This is a genomic window from Latilactobacillus sp., assembly GCF_033176295.1.
Lineage (GTDB): Bacteria > Bacillota > Bacilli > Lactobacillales > Lactobacillaceae > Latilactobacillus > Latilactobacillus sakei.
The window spans coordinates 259,045-280,739 of the sequence record NZ_JAMQEX010000001.1; the positions used below are offsets into that span (position 1 = coordinate 259,045).

Annotated in this window: 21 protein-coding genes and 1 other RNA gene; 6 read left to right on the top strand and 16 right to left on the bottom strand. The window is 40.4% G+C overall.

Annotated features, from left to right (window positions below):
• The first annotated feature begins 68 nt into the window (after positions 1-68).
• Positions 69-1,082 (top strand): lipoate--protein ligase, encoded by a 1,014-nt coding sequence (locus tag NDN60_RS01290; RefSeq protein ID WP_011374636.1) that lies wholly within the window; start codon positions 69-71, stop codon positions 1,080-1,082.
• Positions 1,083-1,291: 209 nt separating this feature from the next.
• On the opposite strand, the gene NDN60_RS01295 is transcribed toward NDN60_RS01290, so the two are convergent.
• From NDN60_RS01295 to NDN60_RS01310, 4 genes are all read right to left on the bottom strand, one after another.
• Entirely contained in the window at positions 1,292-1,945 is a 654-nt protein-coding gene (locus NDN60_RS01295) for a B3/B4 domain-containing protein (RefSeq protein WP_056947662.1), read from the bottom strand.
• A 197-nt stretch (positions 1,946-2,142) separates the two neighbouring features.
• Positions 2,143-2,889: a hypothetical protein gene (locus NDN60_RS01300; RefSeq protein WP_099947655.1), complete on the bottom strand. Its 747-nt coding sequence runs from the start codon at positions 2,887-2,889 to the stop codon at positions 2,143-2,145.
• Positions 2,882-3,754, bottom strand: coding sequence for an ATP-binding cassette domain-containing protein (locus NDN60_RS01305; RefSeq protein WP_011374632.1), 873 nt, complete (start codon positions 3,752-3,754; stop codon positions 2,882-2,884). The genes NDN60_RS01300 and NDN60_RS01305 overlap by 8 nt, the downstream gene beginning before the upstream one ends.
• A complete protein-coding gene (locus NDN60_RS01310) occupies positions 3,747-4,118 on the bottom strand; it encodes a GntR family transcriptional regulator (protein ID WP_099947336.1) in 372 nt (123 codons plus the stop codon). The genes NDN60_RS01305 and NDN60_RS01310 overlap by 8 nt, the downstream gene beginning before the upstream one ends.
• A 159-nt stretch (positions 4,119-4,277) precedes the next feature.
• On the opposite strand from NDN60_RS01310, the gene NDN60_RS01315 reads away from it, so the two are divergent.
• On the top strand, positions 4,278-5,081 hold the full coding sequence (locus tag NDN60_RS01315; RefSeq protein ID WP_011374630.1) for a hypothetical protein: 804 nt from the start codon (positions 4,278-4,280) through the stop codon (positions 5,079-5,081).
• The gene (locus NDN60_RS01320) at positions 5,078-5,833 is read left to right on the top strand and encodes a DUF3307 domain-containing protein (RefSeq protein WP_011374629.1); all 756 of its coding nucleotides are present in this window, start codon (positions 5,078-5,080) and stop codon (positions 5,831-5,833) included. Before NDN60_RS01315 ends, NDN60_RS01320 begins: the two co-directional genes overlap by 4 nt.
• 231 nt (positions 5,834-6,064) lie before the next feature.
• Here NDN60_RS01320 and NDN60_RS01325 read toward each other — a convergent pair whose 3' ends face one another.
• Together NDN60_RS01325 and NDN60_RS01330 are read right to left on the bottom strand one after the other, a co-directional pair.
• On the bottom strand, positions 6,065-7,105 hold the full coding sequence (locus NDN60_RS01325; protein ID WP_056947669.1) for a zinc-binding dehydrogenase: 1,041 nt from the start codon (positions 7,103-7,105) through the stop codon (positions 6,065-6,067).
• Between the two features lie 131 nt (positions 7,106-7,236).
• A complete protein-coding gene (locus NDN60_RS01330; protein WP_056947671.1) occupies positions 7,237-7,821 on the bottom strand; it encodes a tyrosine-type recombinase/integrase in 585 nt (194 codons plus the stop codon).
• A gap of 434 nt (positions 7,822-8,255) precedes the next feature.
• On the opposite strand from NDN60_RS01330, the gene NDN60_RS01335 reads away from it, so the two are divergent.
• On the top strand, positions 8,256-8,558 hold the full coding sequence (locus tag NDN60_RS01335; protein WP_231953190.1) for a DUF1398 family protein: 303 nt from the start codon (positions 8,256-8,258) through the stop codon (positions 8,556-8,558).
• 54 nt (positions 8,559-8,612) lie between these two features.
• On the opposite strand, the gene NDN60_RS01340 is transcribed toward NDN60_RS01335, so the two are convergent.
• From NDN60_RS01340 to NDN60_RS01360, 5 genes are all read right to left on the bottom strand, one after another.
• Positions 8,613-9,566, bottom strand: a complete 954-nt coding sequence (locus NDN60_RS01340) for a phosphoglycerate dehydrogenase (protein ID WP_011374624.1) — start codon at positions 9,564-9,566, stop codon at positions 8,613-8,615.
• 102 nt (positions 9,567-9,668) lie between these two features.
• Positions 9,669-10,820, bottom strand: coding sequence for a THUMP domain-containing class I SAM-dependent RNA methyltransferase (locus NDN60_RS01345; RefSeq protein ID WP_011374623.1), 1,152 nt, complete (start codon positions 10,818-10,820; stop codon positions 9,669-9,671).
• A 78-nt stretch (positions 10,821-10,898) separates the two neighbouring features.
• Positions 10,899-11,259: RNase P RNA component class B (rnpB, locus tag NDN60_RS01350), an RNA gene on the bottom strand.
• Positions 11,260-11,309: 50 nt separating this feature from the next.
• Positions 11,310-11,690, bottom strand: a complete 381-nt coding sequence (gene gpsB, locus NDN60_RS01355; protein WP_011374622.1) for a cell division regulator GpsB — start codon at positions 11,688-11,690, stop codon at positions 11,310-11,312.
• Positions 11,691-11,769: 79 nt separating this feature from the next.
• Positions 11,770-12,330: a DUF1273 domain-containing protein gene (locus NDN60_RS01360; RefSeq protein WP_016265078.1), complete on the bottom strand. Its 561-nt coding sequence runs from the start codon at positions 12,328-12,330 to the stop codon at positions 11,770-11,772.
• A 75-nt stretch (positions 12,331-12,405) separates the two neighbouring features.
• Here NDN60_RS01360 and recU point away from each other — a divergent pair, with 75 nt between their 5' ends.
• Entirely contained in the window at positions 12,406-13,038 is a 633-nt protein-coding gene (recU, locus tag NDN60_RS01365) for a Holliday junction resolvase RecU (protein WP_035146917.1), read from the top strand.
• Positions 13,039-13,044: 6 nt separating this feature from the next.
• Positions 13,045-15,348 (top strand): PBP1A family penicillin-binding protein, encoded by a 2,304-nt coding sequence (locus NDN60_RS01370; RefSeq protein ID WP_035146921.1) that lies wholly within the window; start codon positions 13,045-13,047, stop codon positions 15,346-15,348.
• An 84-nt stretch (positions 15,349-15,432) separates the two neighbouring features.
• Here NDN60_RS01370 and nth read toward each other — a convergent pair whose 3' ends face one another.
• The 5 genes from nth to NDN60_RS01395 form a co-directional block, all read right to left on the bottom strand.
• The gene (gene nth, locus NDN60_RS01375; RefSeq protein ID WP_099947654.1) at positions 15,433-16,083 is read right to left on the bottom strand and encodes an endonuclease III; all 651 of its coding nucleotides are present in this window, start codon (positions 16,081-16,083) and stop codon (positions 15,433-15,435) included.
• Between the two features lie 23 nt (positions 16,084-16,106).
• A complete protein-coding gene (locus NDN60_RS01380) occupies positions 16,107-16,730 on the bottom strand; it encodes a DnaD domain protein (protein WP_011374617.1) in 624 nt (207 codons plus the stop codon).
• Between the two features lie 119 nt (positions 16,731-16,849).
• Entirely contained in the window at positions 16,850-18,148 is a 1,299-nt protein-coding gene (gene asnS / locus NDN60_RS01385) for an asparagine--tRNA ligase (RefSeq protein WP_011374616.1), read from the bottom strand.
• A gap of 110 nt (positions 18,149-18,258) precedes the next feature.
• Positions 18,259-18,735 carry a cell wall elongation regulator TseB-like domain-containing protein gene (locus tag NDN60_RS01390; RefSeq protein WP_011374615.1) on the bottom strand — a complete coding sequence of 159 codons (477 nt, stop codon included), beginning with the start codon at positions 18,733-18,735 and terminating at the stop codon, positions 18,259-18,261.
• A 77-nt stretch (positions 18,736-18,812) separates the two neighbouring features.
• Positions 18,813-21,647, bottom strand: a complete 2,835-nt coding sequence (locus tag NDN60_RS01395; RefSeq protein ID WP_099947653.1) for a helicase C-terminal domain-containing protein — start codon at positions 21,645-21,647, stop codon at positions 18,813-18,815.
• Between the last annotated feature and the right edge of the window lie 48 nt (positions 21,648-21,695).

Consider the following 21,695-nt stretch of genomic DNA (forward strand, 5'->3'; position numbering starts at 1 on the left):
TGTTAGTCCCTTTTTTTGAATCTGTAGTATAATGAGAAAGTAGTGAAAATGAAAGGGGTTTTATGCTGATGTATTACGTTGTTATGAAGTCAAATGATATTCGCCGTAACCTGGCCACCGAACAATATTTAATGAATCAAAAGAACTTTGATGAACCATTATTGCTTTTCTATATTGAAAAACCATGTATTATTGTGGGTCGGAATCAAAATACGTATGAAGAAATTAATCAAAAATACATTGAGGATAATCACATTACGGTGACCCGCCGCTTATCTGGTGGTGGTGGTATTTATCAAGATCTCGGCAACCTTTGTTTTAGTTTCGTTGTCGATGCTGATTCAGAACAATTTGGGGATTTCAAATCTTTTACGCAACCAATCGTCGATGCACTTCACGAAATGGGCGCAACATCGGCTGAAGTCTCTGGTCGTAACGATATGTTAGTCGCTGGTAAGAAATTCTCTGGCAATGCGATGTATACCAAAAACGGCAAAACGTTCTCTCACGGGACCCTTTCATGGAACGTCGATCTAGATGTCCTCACACAAGCGTTGAACGTCCCTGCTGATAAGATTGCTTCTAAAGGCATCAAGTCCATTCGCCAGCGGGTAACTAATTTAAAAGACCACGTGAACCCTGAATATCAAAATATGTCGACCGAAGAATTTAGAGATGTCTTACTCTTGAACCTTTTTAATGCCAAAAGCTTACCAGAAATTGCCGATCGTGAATATCAATTAACGGCGGCAGATGAACAAGCCATCGACAAGATTTTCAATGATCTCTATAGTAACTGGGACTGGGTTTATGGCAAGTCACCTAAATCAACAATTCAAAAGCGGAAACACTTTGATTTTGGGACGATTGATGCCCGCTTATTGATCGAAAATGGTAAGATTGCCAACGTTAAATTCTACGGCGATTTCTTCGGTTCAGGTGATGCTAATGATTTAGCAGAAAAATTAGCCGGAACGATTTATGACCGTGAACACTTAGCAGCAGCCCTCGAACCAATTGACACAACACCTTACTTTACAGGCATTCCTAAAACAGAATTAGTAGAATTATTAGCGCAATAAAAAAAGTGTGCCGTAACTCGGTTAGAGTGTTTCGTCAGCCGGGCAGGTCTTGAGGATTAACACAAAATAGCGAATGATTGCGTAGCAATCGTTTGATATTTAGGGTTAACCGGAAAGAGTTGGCTGACAGAACACGTTTAGACTATAAAAGTTCAGATAAATAAAAGAGGCTGAGACAAAATTTACTTTTGTCTTAGCCCCTTTTTCTTTTACGCGATGATTTCAGTTGTGATTTCTTCTGGGTTAAAGGCTGCCTGAAGGACGGTTTTAACGGTTTGTTCAATTGCCGCTAATTGTGCTGGTGATTGTCCAAAAGCATAGACAACAAGCATCGCTTCTGTCGTTTCAGGGGCAATCATGGCGCGTGTGGAATCCGAAATTGGACTGCCAAACGCACCTTGTTGATCGACTAGTGTTGGAAAGTGACTGATATTAATCGCGCCCTTACCAATTCCAGCATACTCGGCCCCTTCTTCAGCGACTTGATAACTGATTGGACCGTCGATTTTAGCTAAGTCGTAACTGCCAATCGGTAGTTGTAGCTTCAAAGAGAGATAATTATTCACATCAACTAACGCATTAATTTGATAGAGCCCCTGTCCTTTAACGACGCGGCGTAATAAACTATCCGAAGATGGTCGATGACGTGTTGCATCAAGACCGACTGCTTTATACGCTTTTTTCGTCGCAATAATGTTAGGCAACTCGCGAATTTGTTCGAGTGTTAAATCAGCTTCAATCTCCTTGAGTAACGGGGTTAAAGTCGTCTTCCAAAATGCAGTATCTTTTTTAGAATTAGTAAATCCAAATGTTGCGGTTACCAATTGTGCTTGCTCTAAGATTGCTTGTTTAGTGATTGTCATGTGTAAATCCTCCAATTTGTGTTAAATGCACGGAATTAGCGGATTGTTGGCACATCGCATTCAAAAAGTGGTGAATATAACATATTGATAGCCTCCTTAGTACTGATAAGTATTCATTATAATCAAAATAACACTAAAAAACAATCTGGGAACAAAAAGTCGGGTAATGACTATCATCATTACCCGACTATATTCAATTAAGCTGAACGACGCCACTTGAGCGCGATTTTTTTGGTTTGCATGAAGTATTGGCAGACCCACGCAACTAACAATGGGAAAACAAAACTGGTGAAAACAGTTAGCCAGAAATACGGACTCATCACAACCACTTTAGCAGCTGTCATAATGCTAACGTTATTGAAATTGAGCGCTGTGAGCTTGGTCCAAGTGGGTAAGATTGAATTAATAACGGGATGAACATAATGTTCAAAAAGAATATCTAGTACTACCCATAAGGTAATCACAATCCACCAAATCTTACGTTCAAATAAAGTGATAAAACTGCTAATTTCAATCCCACTAGCAATCACAATCCAAGCACCAATAATCATGATAAACATGAGATACGGATCAAATAGATTCGTATTGTCTTCAATGTGTGATTGAAAAATGGCGGCTGTTGCGGGATAAAAAAGCATAAAGGTCACAAGCTGACTACCTAATAGACTAACCAGATGTGTTGCATAATTCGTTTTTCTGGAAATGCCATTTAGAATCCCAAACTCAAAATAGGGTCGGGTCATTGTGAATGAAAGGACAATGAGACAGAGTTGTGTGACGATTAAACCGGTCATTGCTAAACTAGCGCCTAGTAATCCTATACTAAATGCTTGTTTGCTTAAAATTAATTCACTGGCAGTTGTTACGACGGCACCAATCGCTAACGCAATTAGCAACGTTTTCCAAATGGCCGTTAATCGATATCGTAACATTGCTTTAAACATGCTGTTCACGCCCCTTTTCAGTTAATTTAATGAAGATTGTTTGCAAATCGACATGTTTGATTGCTACGCGATCGGGGATCACCCGGTCTGCGGGTAACTCAGTGTAGAGATAGTTAGTGTAGAGTGTCCCGATTTGTTCACTCGCTAAGATTGGTAATTCCTGGCAATATGCCAAGACGTCTTCTTTGGGACCGCTAATTTGATAACTGTGATCAAGGACCGTTTCTAGATCATCATCAACAATGATTCGAGATTGATCAAGGATTAAAACGTGTTCGATTAAGTTAGCAATCTTTTCGATAATATGAGTTGATAAGACAAATGTCCGTGGTCGATTTTCGTAGGCTTCCAAAATATAGCGATACAATAAAACGCGGTGATTAGCATCTAACCCGAGAATTGGTTCATCTAGAAAAACGTAATCCGCTGGCACACATAATGCGACAATTGTTTTGAAAATTGTCCGATACCCAGTTGAGAGTTGATTAAGCTTTTGTTTGGGATTGAGTTCGAAATCAGCTAACATTTTATCAGCAAGCGTTTGATTGAAGGCCCCTTGTAATAAGGCGGTATCTTTCATAATCTTTTTAAGCCGATTTTCTTTATTGAATATGTTTTGTTCTGACATGAGATAAATGGCTTGTAAAGGATGATCACGCCCGGTTAACGGTGTTTTATCCCAATTAATTGTGCCACTTGAAGCAGTTATTTGGTTCGCTATAATGCTTAATAATGTACTCTTACCAGCACCGTTTCGCCCTAGTAAGCCATAGATCGTATTTGGCTTTAAAGTTAAATTGATATCATCTAATACAACCCGATTACCGAATTGCTTAATCAAATGTTCAGTTGTTAATTCAGTCATTTTGATAGCCCCTTTCAATCAGTGCAATTAAGTCGTCCTTCGATAATTTTAGTTGTTGCGCTTCTGTAATGAATGCTGCAACGTAATGATCTAAAAATTCATCTTGTCGTTGTTGATTAATTTGTTTTTGTGCCGTTGTCGTGACAAACATACCGCGCCCTCTTTTCTTTTCAATTAAGCCTTTTTCGACAAGTTGATTCATGCCTTTTAAAACAGTGGCCGGGTTAATATTAAATTGTCGCGATATCTCGGTTGTTGAAGGTATCTGACTCTCTGGTGGGAAAACGCCCGTAAAAATCCCTTCTTCAATTTGGTCGGCAATCTGTCGATAGATAGGAGTTTCGTTATTAAATTCAAAAAACAAAGGATCACCTACTTCCGTTAGTTGATTGGTTAGTTACTTATGTAGTTAACTATAACACTAACGTATAAAATCGCAAGTCTTTCAATTAAACATTTGATTTTAAGGATATATTTAGCTATTATGTACTTATAATCAAATGTTTTCCAAAGGAGGTTCATTATGCAAGCTGCTTATTGTTTTATCGATTTAGTTGGTAGTCGAACGAATTTTGCCGATCAAACGCAAGTTTTAACGTTATTACAGCACCTGCAGAAAAAACTGAATGATCGTTTCCCGGATTTACTCACCCCTTTCATGGTAAAAGATGGTGATGGGTTATTAGGTGGTTTTCAAGCGGCAGACCAAGCGCAATTGGCAGATTTATTTATTTTCTGTAATGCCTATTTGCGCAGTGTGGCTTTTAGACAATTTTGGGAACCGCTTTTTGGGTCAGTAGACCTTCCTGAATTCTATTTTGGCGTTGGTTTAGGAAAACTAGTTACAGTTGAAAAGGCAGATTATCAGGATGTTAATCGCGTAAATGGTTCGGCAATTGTTAATGCCTTAACTGCGGTTGATCAGGCAAAACGCCTAATGCAAGGCGCAACTTTACCCCTCGGTTATCCATTTTCAACCTCTCTTTTTAAGTGGCAATTAGTCACTGATCAGGCTGCAGAAACCGCTAATGGCATTAGTGCCCTTTTTTATTTAATTTATGAACGGCTATTAAACACGAAGCTGCGAAAAGAGACGTTTGCTCTACTTTATGCGCAACCGAACTTGAAACGTTATGAGCTGGCTCAAATTTTATGGGAAGCATATGGTAATCTGACTTATCAAGTGGATTATACGCAGCAAAAAGAGCGTGCTGTCGCTTCTAGTAAGATCAGTCGGTTGCTCAATCAGATGGATTATCCGCTCATTGAGCAGACGTTAACAACGGTTCGAGCGCAACTAATGAGTTTGGCGGAGGTGAACGCATGACGTTATTTGCGATTTTGCTATTGGCCCATTTCTGGACGGATTTTTTAATCCAATCCGATCAGATGGCCCGGTGCAAACGCTCAACAAAATTGGCCGTTAAATGGTACCCATTATTGGGGCACGCGTTGACGCAAGTGCCAATGGTGGTTGGCATCTGGTTAATCGGAACGCTACTGCGTGTTGCAAACTGGCCTTTTCTTGAAACGTTCGGCATTAGCTTAATAATCGTCGTGCTAACGCATTGGCTAATCGATGTCACTAAGCAGAATTGCCAACCCATTTTGAAACGTGCATTACGCTTAAAACCCAATCAAGTCCCTCTAATCAGTTACGTTTTAGATCAGGTTTTGCATTTAGTTGTGATTGTCATTGTTAGTCAATTATTAGGGACTAATTGGCAGTCAACCACGATTAGTCGGTGGTTATTAGCCGCAAGTGTGATAATTGCGACATTATATTTTGCCGATTATTTCATCAGCTTATTTTTAAAAAGCTTAGATTTAAATGTGGAACGACTACCAGACCGAGCACAACTGGGTCGGCACATCGGTCTCTTAGAACGTTTGGCGATTCTGTTATTATGCTATACCAATAATGTTGCGAGTATCGCGGTCGTCGTCGCAATCAAAGCCCTCACGCGGTTTCGCGCCATTGAAGCCAATGAACATCATTTTGCAGAATACTACTTAATTGGTAGTTTATTAAGTCTTATCTTTGGTTGCTTAGGTGGTTATTTACTTAAACTCATTTAAAAATACATAAAAAGCCGTCCGGATAAATTATCCGAACGGCTTTTTTGAGCTATATTAGCGTGTTAGTCGCTGATGTCGATCAACGAAATAGTAAGTAAGACCATATATAAGAATCATAACTGGTCGGTAATCATTGAAAAATGGGATTTTAATCCAGAAGCTAAGCAGTAATAAAATGACAAAAATTAAACTAATTAACCGGAAAATCATGCAACCATTCCTTTCAAATGATTAATCGCTAATCACTAATAATGATTTGATGGCTTGGCGTTGATCCATTGCTTCGTAAGCAGCTTGAATATCATCTAGGTTAAAGCGTTGCGTGAAGACCTTACCAGGGTTGATTTCACCCTTTAAAACAGCGTCGAGTAACCGTGCTTTATCATGGGTTGTGACTGCCGCAATCCCACCACGGAGGCCGATGTTCTTCCGGAATAAGACGTTGGTATTCATTTCTGCCTTTTGTGGAATCCCAACACGACCGATAACAGCACCCGCGCCAGCAACGGCTACCGCTGTTGCAACGGATTGTTCAGTCCCGACACATTCTAAGACGGCGTTAGCCCCAGCGTTGTCAGTTAGTGCCATCACTTTTGCAACAGCTTCGTCCCCACGTTCAGCAACAATATCAGTTGCACCGAATTCTAGTGCTAGTTTTTGCCGATCTTCATGACGACTCATGGCGATAATCTGTTCTGCACCTAATAATTTAGCACCGATTACACCACATAAACCAACTGCACCATCTCCCATGACGACCACTGTGTCACCAGGTTTAACTTCAGCAGAAACAGCGGCGTGATACCCAGTTGCCATAACGTCTGAAAGTGTTAAGAGATTATTTAACATTTTGTCCGAATAATCAGCTGGTTGGCCAGGGATTTTAACCAAGCCCCAATTAGCATTGGTATAACGGAGGAATTCACCTTGATAACCACCATTGCCACCGCCTTCTTGGTTTGTACAATCACCATCGAAGCCAGCTAAACAAGCAGCACAGTGTCCGCAACCATGCGTAAATGGGACAATTACAAAATCTCCAGCTTTAATATCAGTCACTGCTTCACCAACGGATTCAACAACACCGATTGCTTCATGTCCGACTAGTGATCCTGATTCACGTTTTGAAAGGCCACGATACCACCATAAATCAGAGCCACAGACGCAAGCCCGAATAATCCGAATAACGGCATCTGTCTTCTTTTCGATTGTTGGTTTAGGTGCCTCAGTAATCACCATTTTTCCTGGTTCAATAAAAGTTGCTGCTTTCATAAAAACATCTCCCAAAATTTTTTTGAACGTGTTTCTTCCTATTATATAGCGAAATTTCTAAACACAATTACAACTTATATAATTGATATCTCTACTATACACCTTGAAGCTCACTTTAAGGCAAGCCTTTTTTAAAGGCCGATTGCCAATTGTTGTTTCTTACTTAAAACTTCATCTTGGGTAATCCCAATATAATGTAAAGTCGTTTCCTGTGTTGAATGGCCAAAATCAATCATTAATGATCGCACATCACCAAATTGTTTATAGAACCAATACCCGTAAGTTTTGCGCATTGTATGTGTGCCAATATCATTGCGGCCGAGTTTCTTACCCGCCTCGGTTAACATACGATAAACACCATTGACTGTAATGTGACTATCACCGACGCGACTCCCGAATAACCAGTCGTTACCAGTCAGTTCATTATTTTGAATATATAAACTAATGTAGGGTCGCAAACTGGTTAAACTAATTTGGCGCCACTTACCTGTTTTTTGTTCGACGATGACCGGGTTGTCTTCGATTACGTCTTTCACTTTTAATTGGACAATATCAGAACAACGTAAACCGGTATTGATGCCTAATAAAAAAAGTAAATAATTCCGACTACCAATTTGGGAGTGTCGTAAGATAACTTTCATGTCCTCAATCTCGTCTTTGGTCCTTAAAGGCTGTACGTTTAATTTTTTACCTTTTTTAGTTCGTGATTTTCGCATTAAAATTCCGTCCTTTTGACCGCATTCTTTTTACTTATATCATTATAAACCATGCGGTCGTATTTTGCACCCCTGACTATCGTTGATTTAAAGGGATTCCGAGCGCATTCTTTCTACCAAAAGCGTGCGCTCATACCGATAAATACCAGAAGTGGTTCAAAGGCCGGTCTAATCACGTTTAAAACACACTAATTACGAGAGGCGCATTTTAAGCGCATTTCAGATTAACTAACGGACAAGTGGTCGTTAAAACGTCTCAAATCACGGATTTAAAAAAGGCGATTTTACTTGTTCGAAATTCGTAATTGTTGTACGCTAAAAAGAAAAAATAGAAATGAGATTAGTGATGTTAAATTATAACGCAATTCAAAAAGCGGTCGACGCTGAACAGAATGCTAGTGACTTTCCAAAATTAATGCAGGCCTTTAAAAAAAATGGGTGTCCTTAAATATGATTACCTTGTTGAATCCGGAAAATATCGCTATTACGATAATGACGGTTATCTTGATTTTAAAATGAATGGTGTGCCACAAAAGGTTGCCCCTAAAAGTAATGCCACTCAAATTAAAGCTGCGGTCCAAAAAGCGCAGACTGGTCAAATCACTTTTGAAGTGTTTTGTGAGCTAGCTGCAGCTGCTGGCATTATTTATTGGCGAAGTGATCTAACCCAAAAAGTTGTCAGTTATTACGATCGAACAGATGACTGTTTATTAGCGGAACCAATTCCTGGTCTATAGAAATTTAACCACAAAAATAAGACTTAACACTGATATAGTGTTAAGTCTTATTTTTTAGTAACCAGCCGATAAATCAACTTGGTTAACAGCGAGTTGCCCGTCCGTTAAGAAGACTGGTAAATTCTGTTCGAAGATTCTAAAGAGTCGTTCGTGAATATCTGGAATGTAACCCGAGATATGTGGGGTGATAACTAAGTTGGTTGTCGTCCAAAGTGGTGATGTTTCTGGTAATGGTTCAGTTTGTGCAACATCAATTGCGGCCCCTGCGAGATGACCATTATTCAATTGTGCCATGAGCGCTGTCTCATTAATTGAAGCACCACGACCTAGGTTGAAAAAGTAGTGCCCTTCACCCATTGCATTAAAGAATGCCGTATCGAAAAAGTTTTCCGTTTCCGGTGTTAACGGCATCATGTTCACAACGAAATCCGCATCAGCTAATTTCGTTTGATAATCTTGATCCGTTAAAATTTCGTCAAACGCATCGCGTTTTTCACCGTGACGATTAATCCCGATGGTTTTTAACCCCAACGCTTTAGCGTAAACGGCAATCTGATGACCGATTTGGCCGGTACCAAAGACCATAATTGTTCGGTGCTCAAGTGTTTCGGTCGCGCGCCCAATCTCATGATGGCGCCATTCCTTGTTAGCTTGAGAACTCAAACTTTGACGAATACCGCGAGTGAAATATAAAATATAACTCATCACAGTTTGTGCAATCGGAACAGCGTGCATACCCTTGGCATTTGAAACGATAATGCCTTGTTCGCTCAATGTTGCTAATGGTAAATAGTCAACACCAGAGCTAGCTGCTTGAATCCATTTCAAGCGATGATTTGGTGTTGCTAAAATTTTAGGCCCCACCATTTTATTCCAACCAAACATAATATCGATGGTTGCCAATTGTTCGGGTTGTACGTTATCCAAATTAATAATGGTTAACCCTTGTTGCTGTAAATCTTCTACGTGTTGTTCAGGAATTGGTTCTGCTGCTAATATGACTGTCAAGTCGATCCCTCACCTTATTATTGAAGTAATCTTAATTATAATGGATTTTGGGCAAATAAAAAAGCATTTACCCCGATATAATGGGAAAATACTTTAAATTTCTTATTTTTCGGCTTTTTCAGCACGTGGCCATACTGGACGACCCCAATATTGGAATAAATCAGTCTGAATCCGACCATTATAAAGTTTACGACGTTTTGTTGCGCGTTGGCCGAAAGATTCTTGGAATTGTAAATCACTTGTTAAAATGTATTTACTCCAAGTTTTCAATGAACGATAAGTATCGCCCATTTCTTTATACAATACCCGCGCTTGAGTTTGATCACTCAAACGTTTACCGTATGGTGGGTTAGCAATGATGACCCCGTTCGTTAAATCCGTTTTAAAATCTTTAACAGCTAATTGTTTGAACTGGATATCATGTAAGACACCCGCTTCATTAGCATTCAACTTAGCGATATCAACCATATTTTGGTCAATATCATAACCGAAGATTTCAAGTTCTTGATCTGGTTTTTCTTGTGCTTTAGCATCAGCCTTCGCATCAGCTAAAACAGTGGCGTCAATCCAGTCAAAGTCTTCAAAGGCAAACTTACGGTGCATACCAGGCGCGATATTACGACCAATTAAGGCCGCTTCAATCGCAATTGTTCCTGAACCGGTCGTTGGATCAACAAACGGCATATCTGGTTGCCAACGACTAAGGAGAATTAATGAGGCCGCGAAGTTTTCCTTCAATGGCGCTTCCCCTTTTTCAAGACGGTAACCACGTTTGAACAAACTAGGACCAGTTGTATCTAAACTAATTGTCACCATGTCTTTTAAGATGCTGACTTCTAGCGGATAGACAGAACCAGTTTCAGCTAAACGCGTCCGACGGTGATAAACGGTACTCAACTTATCAACAATCGCTTTTTTAGTGATGGCTTGGACATCTGGTTCACTATGGAGTGTTGAACGCACAGAACGACCAGCTACTGGGAAAGCAGCATCTAGTGGTAAATATTGATCCCATGGCAAAGCTTTCACTTGTTCAAAAAGGTCATCAAATGTCTTTGCTTCGAATTGACCGATGGCAATCTTCACACGATCGGCACTGCGTAACCAAAGGTTAGTTTTGGCGATATCTGCCAAGTCACCTTCGAAATAAACCCGACCGTTATCTGAACGCGTTTCGTAGCCTAAATTCTGTAGTTCTTTAGCCGTAATGGATTCGATACCACTTGCCATTGTAGCGTATAGTTGGTAAGTCATTTTTTAAAGATCCCCTTAGGAAATTATTTTTTAAATAAAAAGAGCTTGGGCAAAAGCCCAAGCCACCTGTTTGTAAACCTCTATAGGCCATGTTTTGTTCCAGAACTTCCCCAGGAAGAAAGCTCCTTCAGTAATCATCTATCTGTTCTTTCGAACTCTCATTTTTAGTTCATTTCCATAAATGAGACGCCCCTACCAAAGTTTGGGTTACTCGCTCGCGGGGTTTACCTCGTTCCATCGTTTGGGTTTCCCCAAACGCTCCGTCACTGTGGCACTATTTAAGGATATTAACGCATGACCGAAGTTTTAGCGCTTTTTCCGCCGTTACCATTAAGGTACCCTGGCTTATTGGGCCAGGCACGAACACTACAAGCATCTCAGCCTGTGCGGGCATGGACCTTCCTCAGCCTACTGATGTAGACCGCGATTACTCAAGATTTACAAATGTTAATCAATGTATATTATTATAGTACATCTTAAGCGATTTGTCTAATCAAATTGTGAATGATTTTGAACTCTTGTTTGAGCGGCACCATTTTGGTCACTTAACTTAGCACCAAATACGTGACGTTCAAGATTTGATAAACGTTTCAAAATATCATAGTTAGTTGCTGCTGAAGCCTGTTGTGGCTTGACTTCTTTAACACTGTCAGAAGCACTTAGTTGACGATTAAGTTCTTCAACCTTGTTAAATAAGCGGGTATTATCGGCCGTTAAACGATCGATATTTTCTTGATAAGTTTGGTAATCTTTAATCACTAAATCTAAATAACCGTCGACTTCTTCAGGATCATAGCCGCGCATCTTTGACTTAAATTCTTTTTTCAAAATTTCAGTTGGGTTTAATTCGATTTCTAATTGATTATCCATTTTGACACCTCATTTATAATAAATATACCATAAATCCCATTATAGCAAAGTTATTAAAGTTATTAAAGAATTAAAAGCCCTAAAAAGCTTGATTCTCTAACTCCGCCAACTCGTTTGCTAAATCTTGTAGTTCAAAAAAATCGACCTGATTATTGGGATACTCATGTTGTTCTTGATAGGTCTCAATTGCTTTAGCATCGTATTCTGGTTTACCAGGCGCTTCACGATCATAGTACAATAATGCACCATCTGTATGCGTCAGCATAAATTGCTGATATTGGCGCAACTGTTGGGGCCCAGAATACGGGGCTTTAATGACGGGTTCACAAAAGTCGACCTGGGCTTTTAACGTCATCAACGTACCCTGATTTTGTTCGTTCCACTGTTGACCAAAATCGCTAAACGGTAGCATCATCGCAACCTTCAATTCAGGATAATCTATTTTAAGTTCCTGTGCAACTTGAATCCCCCACTGCTCAATACCCATCTGACCCCCGGTGATAAGCCATTCTAAGCCATCATCGAGGTAATTATTAAGTTGCTTTTTTAAAGAATATTTAATAACTTTAAGTTTCTCATCGGAATCGCCAAAAACGCCGAGTTCATAGCTTCGATAACCGGTTAACCATAATCGCTTCAATTGTCAGTCCTCCACCTAATGATTTTAAATTTGAGTGAATATTGCTATAATAGTTTCACAGGAGTGTGATTCTTGATGGCCTTTCATTATCCAAACGGACAGCCCTACTCAAATCATGAAACAAAACAGCCTAAAAAGCAAGGGCGACATACTAGTCCAACCACCTTATATGGTAAACGCGGTATGTCATTAGAAGAAGAGATCAACGATAGTAATCAATATTATCGACTACGTGATGCTGCGGTTATCTATAAGAAACCCACCCCTATTCAGATCGTTAAGGTTGATTATCCAGCACGTAGTCAAGCTGTTATTAAGGAAGCCTACTTTAAGCAAGCTTCAACAACGGATTATAATGGCATCTATCAGGGGCACTATGTGGATTTTGAAGCGAAGGAAACTAAGAATAAAACGTCATTTCCGTTCCAAAACTTTCACCAACATCAAATTGATCATTTTAGAGCTTGCTTACAACAAGGCGGGGTTTGTTTTGTGATTATGAAGTTCGTCCCACTTCAACGTTTATTTGTGTATCCGGCAAACTTATTGATTACACAATGGGACAATCAAGCAACTGGTGGTCGGAAGTCAATTCCACTAGCGGCGATCGTTGCCGATGGGTTTGAAATTCAGTATCAATTAAACCCAAGTATTCCCTATTTAGAGGCCGTCGATCAATTAATCGCACGCCACCACAAAGGAGTTTAAATTAACATGTCTGCCAATCAAACAGGTAACACACGTGTCACAAGACACCAGAAACCGGCCAAAAAGCGTACTAAATCGCTATTTGGCCGTATTATCAAATGGGGGTTATTAGCCCTCTTAGCGCTAATCATCGCGGGTATTGGCTTATTTGCGTATTATGCAAAAGATGCCCCGGAGATTACACAAGCGAAATTACAAAACGGTAATGCAAGTGTGCTCTATGACAGCAATAACAAAGCTTTTAAACAATTAGGTGCTGCTAATCAGACTTATGCTAGCAGCGATCAAATCCCACAAACGTTAAAAGATGCCGTGGTTTCAATCGAAGATCGTCGCTTTTATAAGGAGAAATTTGGGATTGATCCAGTCCGAATCGCATCGGCGGCCTTTGCTAACATTACTGGGCACTCTTCGTTAGGCCTACAGGGTGGGAGTACTTTAACGCAACAATTAATCAAGTTATCGGTCTTTTCAACAAAAAACAGCGATCAAACCTTCAAACGTAAAGCACAAGAAGCTTGGTTGGCCGTTCAAGTTGAACGACAATATTCTAAGGATCAAATTTTGGAATATTATATGAATAAAGTTTACTTGAATAATGGTGTTTATGGTATGCAAACAGCTGCCAAGTACTATTATGATAAGACGTTAAAACAATTGAGTCTCCCACAATTAGCATTGATTGCTGGTATGCCACAGTCCCCTGCTAATTACGATCCTTATGCACATCCGGATCAAGCCAAGACGCGTCGTGATTTAGTAATCGATGCCTTACAACGGAACAATAAGATTTCTGAAGCAGAGGCGACTGAAGCTAAAGCTGTTCCGATTAACACTGGTTTAGTCGCACAGAAATCTGAAACCAATGAATCAACGAACGCTAAAGCAACTGATGCCTATGTTAAGGAAGTTATTACAGACCTCAAGAAAAAAGGCTATGATCCTTATAAAGACGGCTTGAAAGTTTATACGAATATCGACATGGATGCGCAAAAGAAGTTATATAACACCGTTAATGACGATACAACCGTTCAATTCCCTGATGACAAAATGCAAACAGCCGTCACTATTACTAACCCTAACAACGGTAAGATTGTTGCGATGATTGGTGGTCGCAAAACTGGTGATGTCCAATTGGGCTATAACCGGGCAGTCTCTTCCGGACGTAGTAATGGGTCTTCTATGAAACCAATGATGGACTTTGCACCAGCGATTGAATATCTTAATTATTCAACGGCTCAAAAACTTCAAGATACAGCTTATATTTATCCAGGTACCAACATTCAACTGCACGATTTCGATAACCGCTACCTGGGTACAATTACAGCACGTAATGCGCTAGCTAATTCTCGAAACGTACCCGCAATTCGCTTATTAGAAGATGTCGGTATGACGCGTGCACGTAAGTTTGTTAAAGGCTTAGGGATTACGATTCCTGAAGATACCGGTCTTGCTTATGGGATTGGTGGGAACGTTTCTACCTTAGAAGAATCGGCTGCCTATAGCGCTTTCGCTAATGGCGGGACTTACTACAAACCAACCTACATCAATAAAGTTGAAACGGCAGATGGTGTTACACATAATTACAATTCTGAAGGCTCTGACGCGATGAAAGACTCAACTGCCTATATGATGACTGATATGATGAAAGACGTCATCAAGAATGGTTCTGGGACGTTAGCACAGATCTCAGGGTTACATCAAGCTGGTAAGACCGGGACAACCGATTATTCGAGTGAAGAATTAGCCAAATCAGGACTCAGTTCAGACCTTGCGAAAGATAGTTGGTTTGCCGGTTACACGAAGCACTACTCCATTACTGTTTGGACGGGTTACGACAAGCCACTCGAAAATGGTTTAACGATGGAGGAACGAAACATTGCGGCCTATATTTACCGCGCAATGATGGTTTACCTTTCACAAAATGTTTCAAATACGGATTGGACAATGCCTAGTTCAGTTCAAGCTAAAACGATTGCCGGTGTTAGAGAGCTCTTCGTTAAAGGTACGACCGCCGCAATTTCAGATGCTTCAACGAGCTCCTCATATTCATCAACCCATAGTGTCATCGAAACACCAACACCATCGATTTCGGTACAAAGCTCAAGTCAAAGTGTTCCCTCTTCTGAAAGTAGTGAATCAGTAAGTAGTAGCTCTGTTGAATCTAGTTCAAGTGTGTCATCGACACCAAGTGAATCATCTTCAACAGTAAGTTCTTCTTCTGAAGCCCCCGCTAGCTCGTCAAGTACACCCGCAACCAGTCAATCGACGAGCCAACCATCAATATCAACGCAAACAACATCACACTAATTAAAAATAGCCTGATTGTCACTCTATTAATAAGAGTACAGACAATCAGGCTATTTTTTTATTATTAAGACTTGGAAATAGTGTTTAACCGCGTTCTTGCAGCATTCGTTGCCCTGCCGGACAAATACTTAACAATGGGCATTGATCACACTTAGGGTTGCGTGCTGTGCAGACTTGGCGTCCAAATAAAATTAATGTGTGGTGCGCTTGCACCCATTCTTTTTGGGGGAGCTTGGTTTGAAGGTCAGTTTCAATTTGGCGTACAGAGGCGTTTTCAGCACTAATCGTTAAGCGCTTGGCAATTCGACTAACATGCGTATCGACAGCAAACGATGGCACATTAAACGCATCGCCTAAAACAACATTAGCGGTCTTCCGACCAACACCGGCTAATTGCTCGAGTTCTGCGTGGGTTTGTGGGACTTCGCCACCAAAATCCGTGATTAACTGCTGACAACAAGTGCGGATATGTTTCGCTTTATTGTGATATAACCCAATTGAACGAATGTCGGCTTCGATTGCGGTTAGATCTGCGGCCGCAAAACTGGCTGGGGTTGGAAAATGTTCAAAAAGTTGGGGTGTTACTTTATTGACTGATACATCGGTCGCTTGCGCACTTAACATCACCGCAATCAATAATTGAAATGGACTGTCCGCAATTAAGGCCCCCTTTGCATCGGGAATCAGCTCGTACAGTTGTGTCATGGCCCATCTGGTTTTTGCTTTTGATAACATGTTCAACTACCTCCCTTATCAGATTAACGTCGTGGATGCGCCTTTTGATACGCTTGTAAATCTTCCTTAGTCTGAATATTTTGTTTCTGCCAATTTAATAAAATTTTGTCGACATATTTAAGTGAATAAACTTGGTTTAAGACCGCTTCGCGAACTGCGAGCTGAATTAGTTCAGCTGAATAATGATCTAAATCCAACCAATTTGAGATAATTTCAGATTCAAGTGGCGACAATGGGCGCCCAAAGGTTTGCTCAATTTGGTTAAAAACGGACAGGCGTTGATTTGTTTCTTGCGAATTTAATGCTGCCTGATTTTGTTGGACAGCTAGGACACTGAGCTTGGACAATGCTGGTGTTAGATCATAATGATCAACTGGCTGGCCTTGTTCATTAACCGTTGAGTTCAACGTGATAATTTTCTTTTTAAGTAATTGATGGATTAACTCATAAATTTGCGTTGGCGCCAATCCCATCCGTTCACCAATCACCGCTAAGTCTGGAAAAGTATCCCCTTGGCTGGCAAAATCACTCAGTTGTAAATAAACAACCAGTTCGTCAGAAGACATTCTGAGCGTTTGGTAGTGTTGTAATAATAAGCGCGACACGCTAAGCTGACCGCCCTCTATAAATGCCGTTAATTCGTTCATATACTAGCCTTCTTTTTGAAAAATGATTACTTCTATTGTAACGGGTTTTGAGAAAATAAAAAAGCATGTCGGTCAATAATTGACGACATGCTTTTAAAATATACTTTTCAAAATTTAATTTATGGTTTGATTCTGTTAATCATTCGTGGGAATGGAATAGCTTCGCGTAAATGATCGATACCACAAATCCATGTGATTGCGCGTTCAAGGCCTAAACCGAAACCAGAATGTGGCACTGAGCCGTAACGACGTAAATCTAGGTACCATTGATATTCTTCAATATCTAAGCCCATTGATTTGATTTCAGCTTCTAATTTATCGAAGTCAGTTTCACGTTCACTACCACCGATAATTTCACCGTAACCTTCTGGTGCTAATAAATCAGCACATAAGTAGACATCATCACGTGTTGGATGTGGCTTCATGTAGAAAGGTTTGATAGCTTTAGGGTAGTTTAAAATGAAGACAGGTTGTTCGAATTGATCAGATAAGTAAGTTTCATCTGGTGCACCGAAATCATCGCCCCATTTAATATCGAAGTCAGCTGCTTGTAACATTTCAACAGCCTTATCATATGAAATACGTGGATATGGTGTTTGTGTGTACTTCTTCAATTGGTCAATATCACGGTCTAATAATTTTAATTCATAGGCACAGTGATCGATAACGTTTTGAACAAGGTAAGCCACGTATTTTTCTTGGACTTCAAGACTTTCATCTTGTTCCATGAAGGCCATTTCTGGTTCAATCATCCAGAATTCAGTCAAATGACGACGTGTTTTTGATTTTTCAGCACGGAAAACAGGTCCGAAGGTAAAGACTTTACCAAAGGCCATTGCACCAGCTTCTGCGTATAATTGACCACTTTGTGTCAAATAAGCATCGTTGTCGAAGTATTCGATGTGGAATAATTCAGTTGTGCCTTCAGGTGCACTACCCGTTAGGATTGGTGGGTCCATCTTCATGAAGCCTTCTTGGTTGAAGAATTCATAAGTAGCACGAATGATTTCATTTCTGATCTTCATGATTGCAAATGGGCGTTTTGAACGTAACCATAAGTGACGGTGATCTAATAAGAATTCGATCCCATGTTCCTTAGGTGTAATTGGGTATTCACTACTGTCACCAATTAATTCAATATTTGAGACTTCAATTTCGTAACCGAAATGTGAACGTGTATCTTCATGAATCACACCTGTAATCCACATGCTTGATTCTTGTTTAACGTCTTTAGCCAATTGGAAGACTTCTTCACTTACTTGGCTCTTAACAACAACCCCTTGGAAAAAGGCTGAACCATCGCGCAATTGTAAGAATGAAATCTTACCGCTAGAACGCTTATCGGTTAACCAAACGCCGATTTTGACTTCTTCATCGACATGGTCTTTAGCGTCAATAATACTGATTTTTTTAACCATATACTCTGTCTCCTTATGCTGACTTAATTTAACTTAAACAGTTCAAAATAACTGATAATTATTATTATATAACAAAACACTGACGACAACAGCCCTAATTAGCAAAACTCCTAGATATTTTCAATTAATTGGGTCGTATTACCGGTCTTGAAATCAAGCGTTAAATAACAAAGGCGGCCCTTGTCGCTGCGATAAACGACTTCCCAAACAGGTTTATTCTTATAAAAACCAAAGTTAATATTGAGGACCTTTTGAGGATTCTTAGTGGACCACGTCTTTTTAAGGGCTTCGTTTTTAGTCATCCCTTTTGATTGACGATAAACGGTCACATGATTGCCCTTTTCGTTAATTAATACATAGATACCATTTTTATTTTTATCTTGACCACTGACTGTATAATACGTGCCATTGCGATGGTACGTGTAAAAACCATCTGGATTTTCTAGCTTAGCGTATTTCTTAGCAATCTTGGTCGCCTTCGCTTCTGCGGTGACTTCGGGTGAGCGCGCTTGGTGGTAGACGAAAAACATCGTGCCCATCAAGACTACTAATAAAAATACCCATATCCATCTCTTATATTTACGCACGGCGCATTCTCTCCTTGCTACATTGAATAGCTTTATTATAGCAAAAAACAAGTTTTGCTACGGTTAAATCCCAGAACTTAGTCAGAATTTAACCAAAATAAATCACTGAGCTCTCTAATTGTCTGCACAGGTGCCGCCTTTTGAGGCAGACTCGCCGGTAAAGCACGGCGCATTTGTTGACCATATTGCGTCGTCAACAACCGTGGATCCAGGCAAATGAATAACCCCCGGTCATTTGGCGTTCGAATTAAGCGGCCAAATGACTGCCGCAACCGGATTGTTGCCTTAGGCAGTGCTTCAGCCTTAAACGGATTAATCCCTTGGGCTGATAATTGTGCATAACGGACACGCGTCTGTAATGCATTGGGTGCATCAAATGGTAATTGAACCAAAATAACCATTTCAAGGGCGGCCTCAGGAAAATCAACCCCTGAGACAAAACTACTAGTTGCTAGTAAGACCGAATCGTGTCCTAACATGAACCGTTTAGTAATTTTTTCGGCACTGCCGGTAATGCCTTGAGCCAACACTTCACGATCGAGTGATAACCCAGCACGACCTAATGCGTAATAAACTTGTTCTAATGTTTGATTGGCATTAAACAAAATGAGCGTTTGATGCGGATTATTGGCAATTAAAGTCATCACTTGCGCTGCTACCTGTTGATGGTAATCGCTTGGTGTTAGTTCTTTTTGAACCGGGCCATCCTCTGCGATATAAAAACGGGCTTGTTGTTTAAAGCGGAATGGACTTCTTAACTTCTTAGTTTGTAAGGCTTGCTCTTCAGTAAAACCAAATTCACGTTTGAGATAGTCGAAATGGCCATTAACCGCTAGCGTCGCGCCTGTTAATGTAACAGGTTCAAAGTGGCTTAATACTTGTTGCATTTGGGGCCCAGCCGATAACAATTGCCAGTGTAATTTAAATTGCGGTAATTGACTCGGTTGACTAGGCCGTGTAATTTGAATCGCTAACGCATGGCGTTCCTGCGGTTTCGTCGCAATGAATAGTTGTTCAAAGCGTTGATAATGGTCAACATCTGCTAATAAGAGATTGAGTTCATTTTCAAAAGATTGCCAAATTGCTAGATCAGATTCGGTATAACGTGCCAACTGATCTTCTAGGACATAGCGTAACGCCAAGAAATGATCTTGAATCGTCAACAATTCTCGATTTAACTGGCCAAACTCACGCTGACTAGCATTAACGAATTGAATGACTTCGTCTGGATTTAAATACCGTTCACTAAAAGTTTGTCCATCTGTTGGTTCATCTGGCTTAAACTGCTCCGTTAGATAAGTTTCTAAATGCGTTAAGGTCCGTGTCAACTTACCCAATGTCTTATGCAATAACTTCAATGAACGATTCTGCGGTGTTTCCGCTGGAAATAGTCGCACCAAATTATTGGTTTGGGCCCCTGTCGTATATTGGAGTCCTTTTTGGGCCCAAAATTGCCAACTGGACAACGACCAAGTCTCTTGTGAAATGGTCTGCACGTTAAACACCATGTTTTGAGCTTCATCTAAGACCAAGTAAGGTTTTGGCCCCCAAATTTGTTGTTCATCCGCGTGACTTGCTAAATAAGCATGATTGGTCACCAATAATTCGGCTTGTTGCTGCCGGTGTGTCAATCGTCTTAGGAAGTCTTCATGATAAAACGGTGCTTGGGGGTTCAAACTAGCCAGACCTCTATGTTGAATGCTGACAAAAAATGGGGTTTTGTAACTGGTTAAATTGAGCTCATCTAAATCACCAGTCGTCGTTTGCGTTAACCAAACTAAAATTTTCATCTGCAACAAGCGAATCATTCGATTTTTATGCGGTAACCGCAATGATAATTCAAAGCGATGCAAATCAATATAGTGACTCGCACTTTTGACAACCGCCGCATTGATTTGCCGACCAACCAAGCGCTCTAGCAGTGGCTTGGCCTGAGTTAGGATTTGTTCTTGTAATAGCGTCGTTGAGGTCGCAACCACTAATTTATGATCACGTGACATCCGATAACTATACGGGAGTAAGTAGCCAATCGTCTTTCCTAACCCAGTTGCTGCTTCAATTAACAATGGTTCCGGCTTTTCCAACTCGAAATTATCGTGGATTAAATCCATCATCGTCGCCTGTGCCTTACGCCATTTCAAATGTGGTTTTAAAAGACGCTTTTTTTCAGCTTCAGTCACTGGATACTGAGCCGCATAGCTCGAACCAGGGTAGATTTCAAAATCAACCGGTGCGGGTTTACGGAGTGCAATCTCCTCTTGAATTAACAATTCGTTGGGGAGTGGCTGCGATTTTTCGCGCATCTGTTGGGCAGTATCGGTAAAGAAATCACCGGTTTGCCGTAATAATCCTTCACCAAGTTCGCTCAGGCGGTTAAGGGTGACCGATGGCAAAGCCTGTAAGCGGGCGCTTAACTTCAAGAAAAGTTTAGCCGTTACAAGCGCGTCACTGTCGGCTTGATGGGGATTATCGTGTTCAATCTCTAATAGTTGGGTTAAATCCTGTAGTCGATAGCTAGGCGCCTCGGGCAAGATGATTTGGGCCAATTCAACCGTATCGATTCCTGCTAAATCTAATGGTTGTAAGCCGACGCGCGTTAATTCGCCATTTAAGAAAGGTAAATCAAAATTAATATTATGGGCCACAAAAACAGTGCCAGATAAAATTTCAACTAATGTGGGCGCCAAATCTTCAAAGATTGGGGCTAACTCTAACTGATCAGCCGTAATATGCGTCAAATGTTGAATTTTAGTTGGTACGTCGCGTAGTGGATTCACATCTTGTGAAATGGTCTGAATAATTTTGCCGTTTTGAACAAGGGCACAACCAAATTGAATGATGCGGTCCCCATCTTTAATGTTCGTTCCCGTTGTCTCCAAATCAACAACGGCATAAATAGTCTCTCGGTTCATGCTGTCACCAATACTTTACTCATAATTAATGTTAATCATACTATGAAT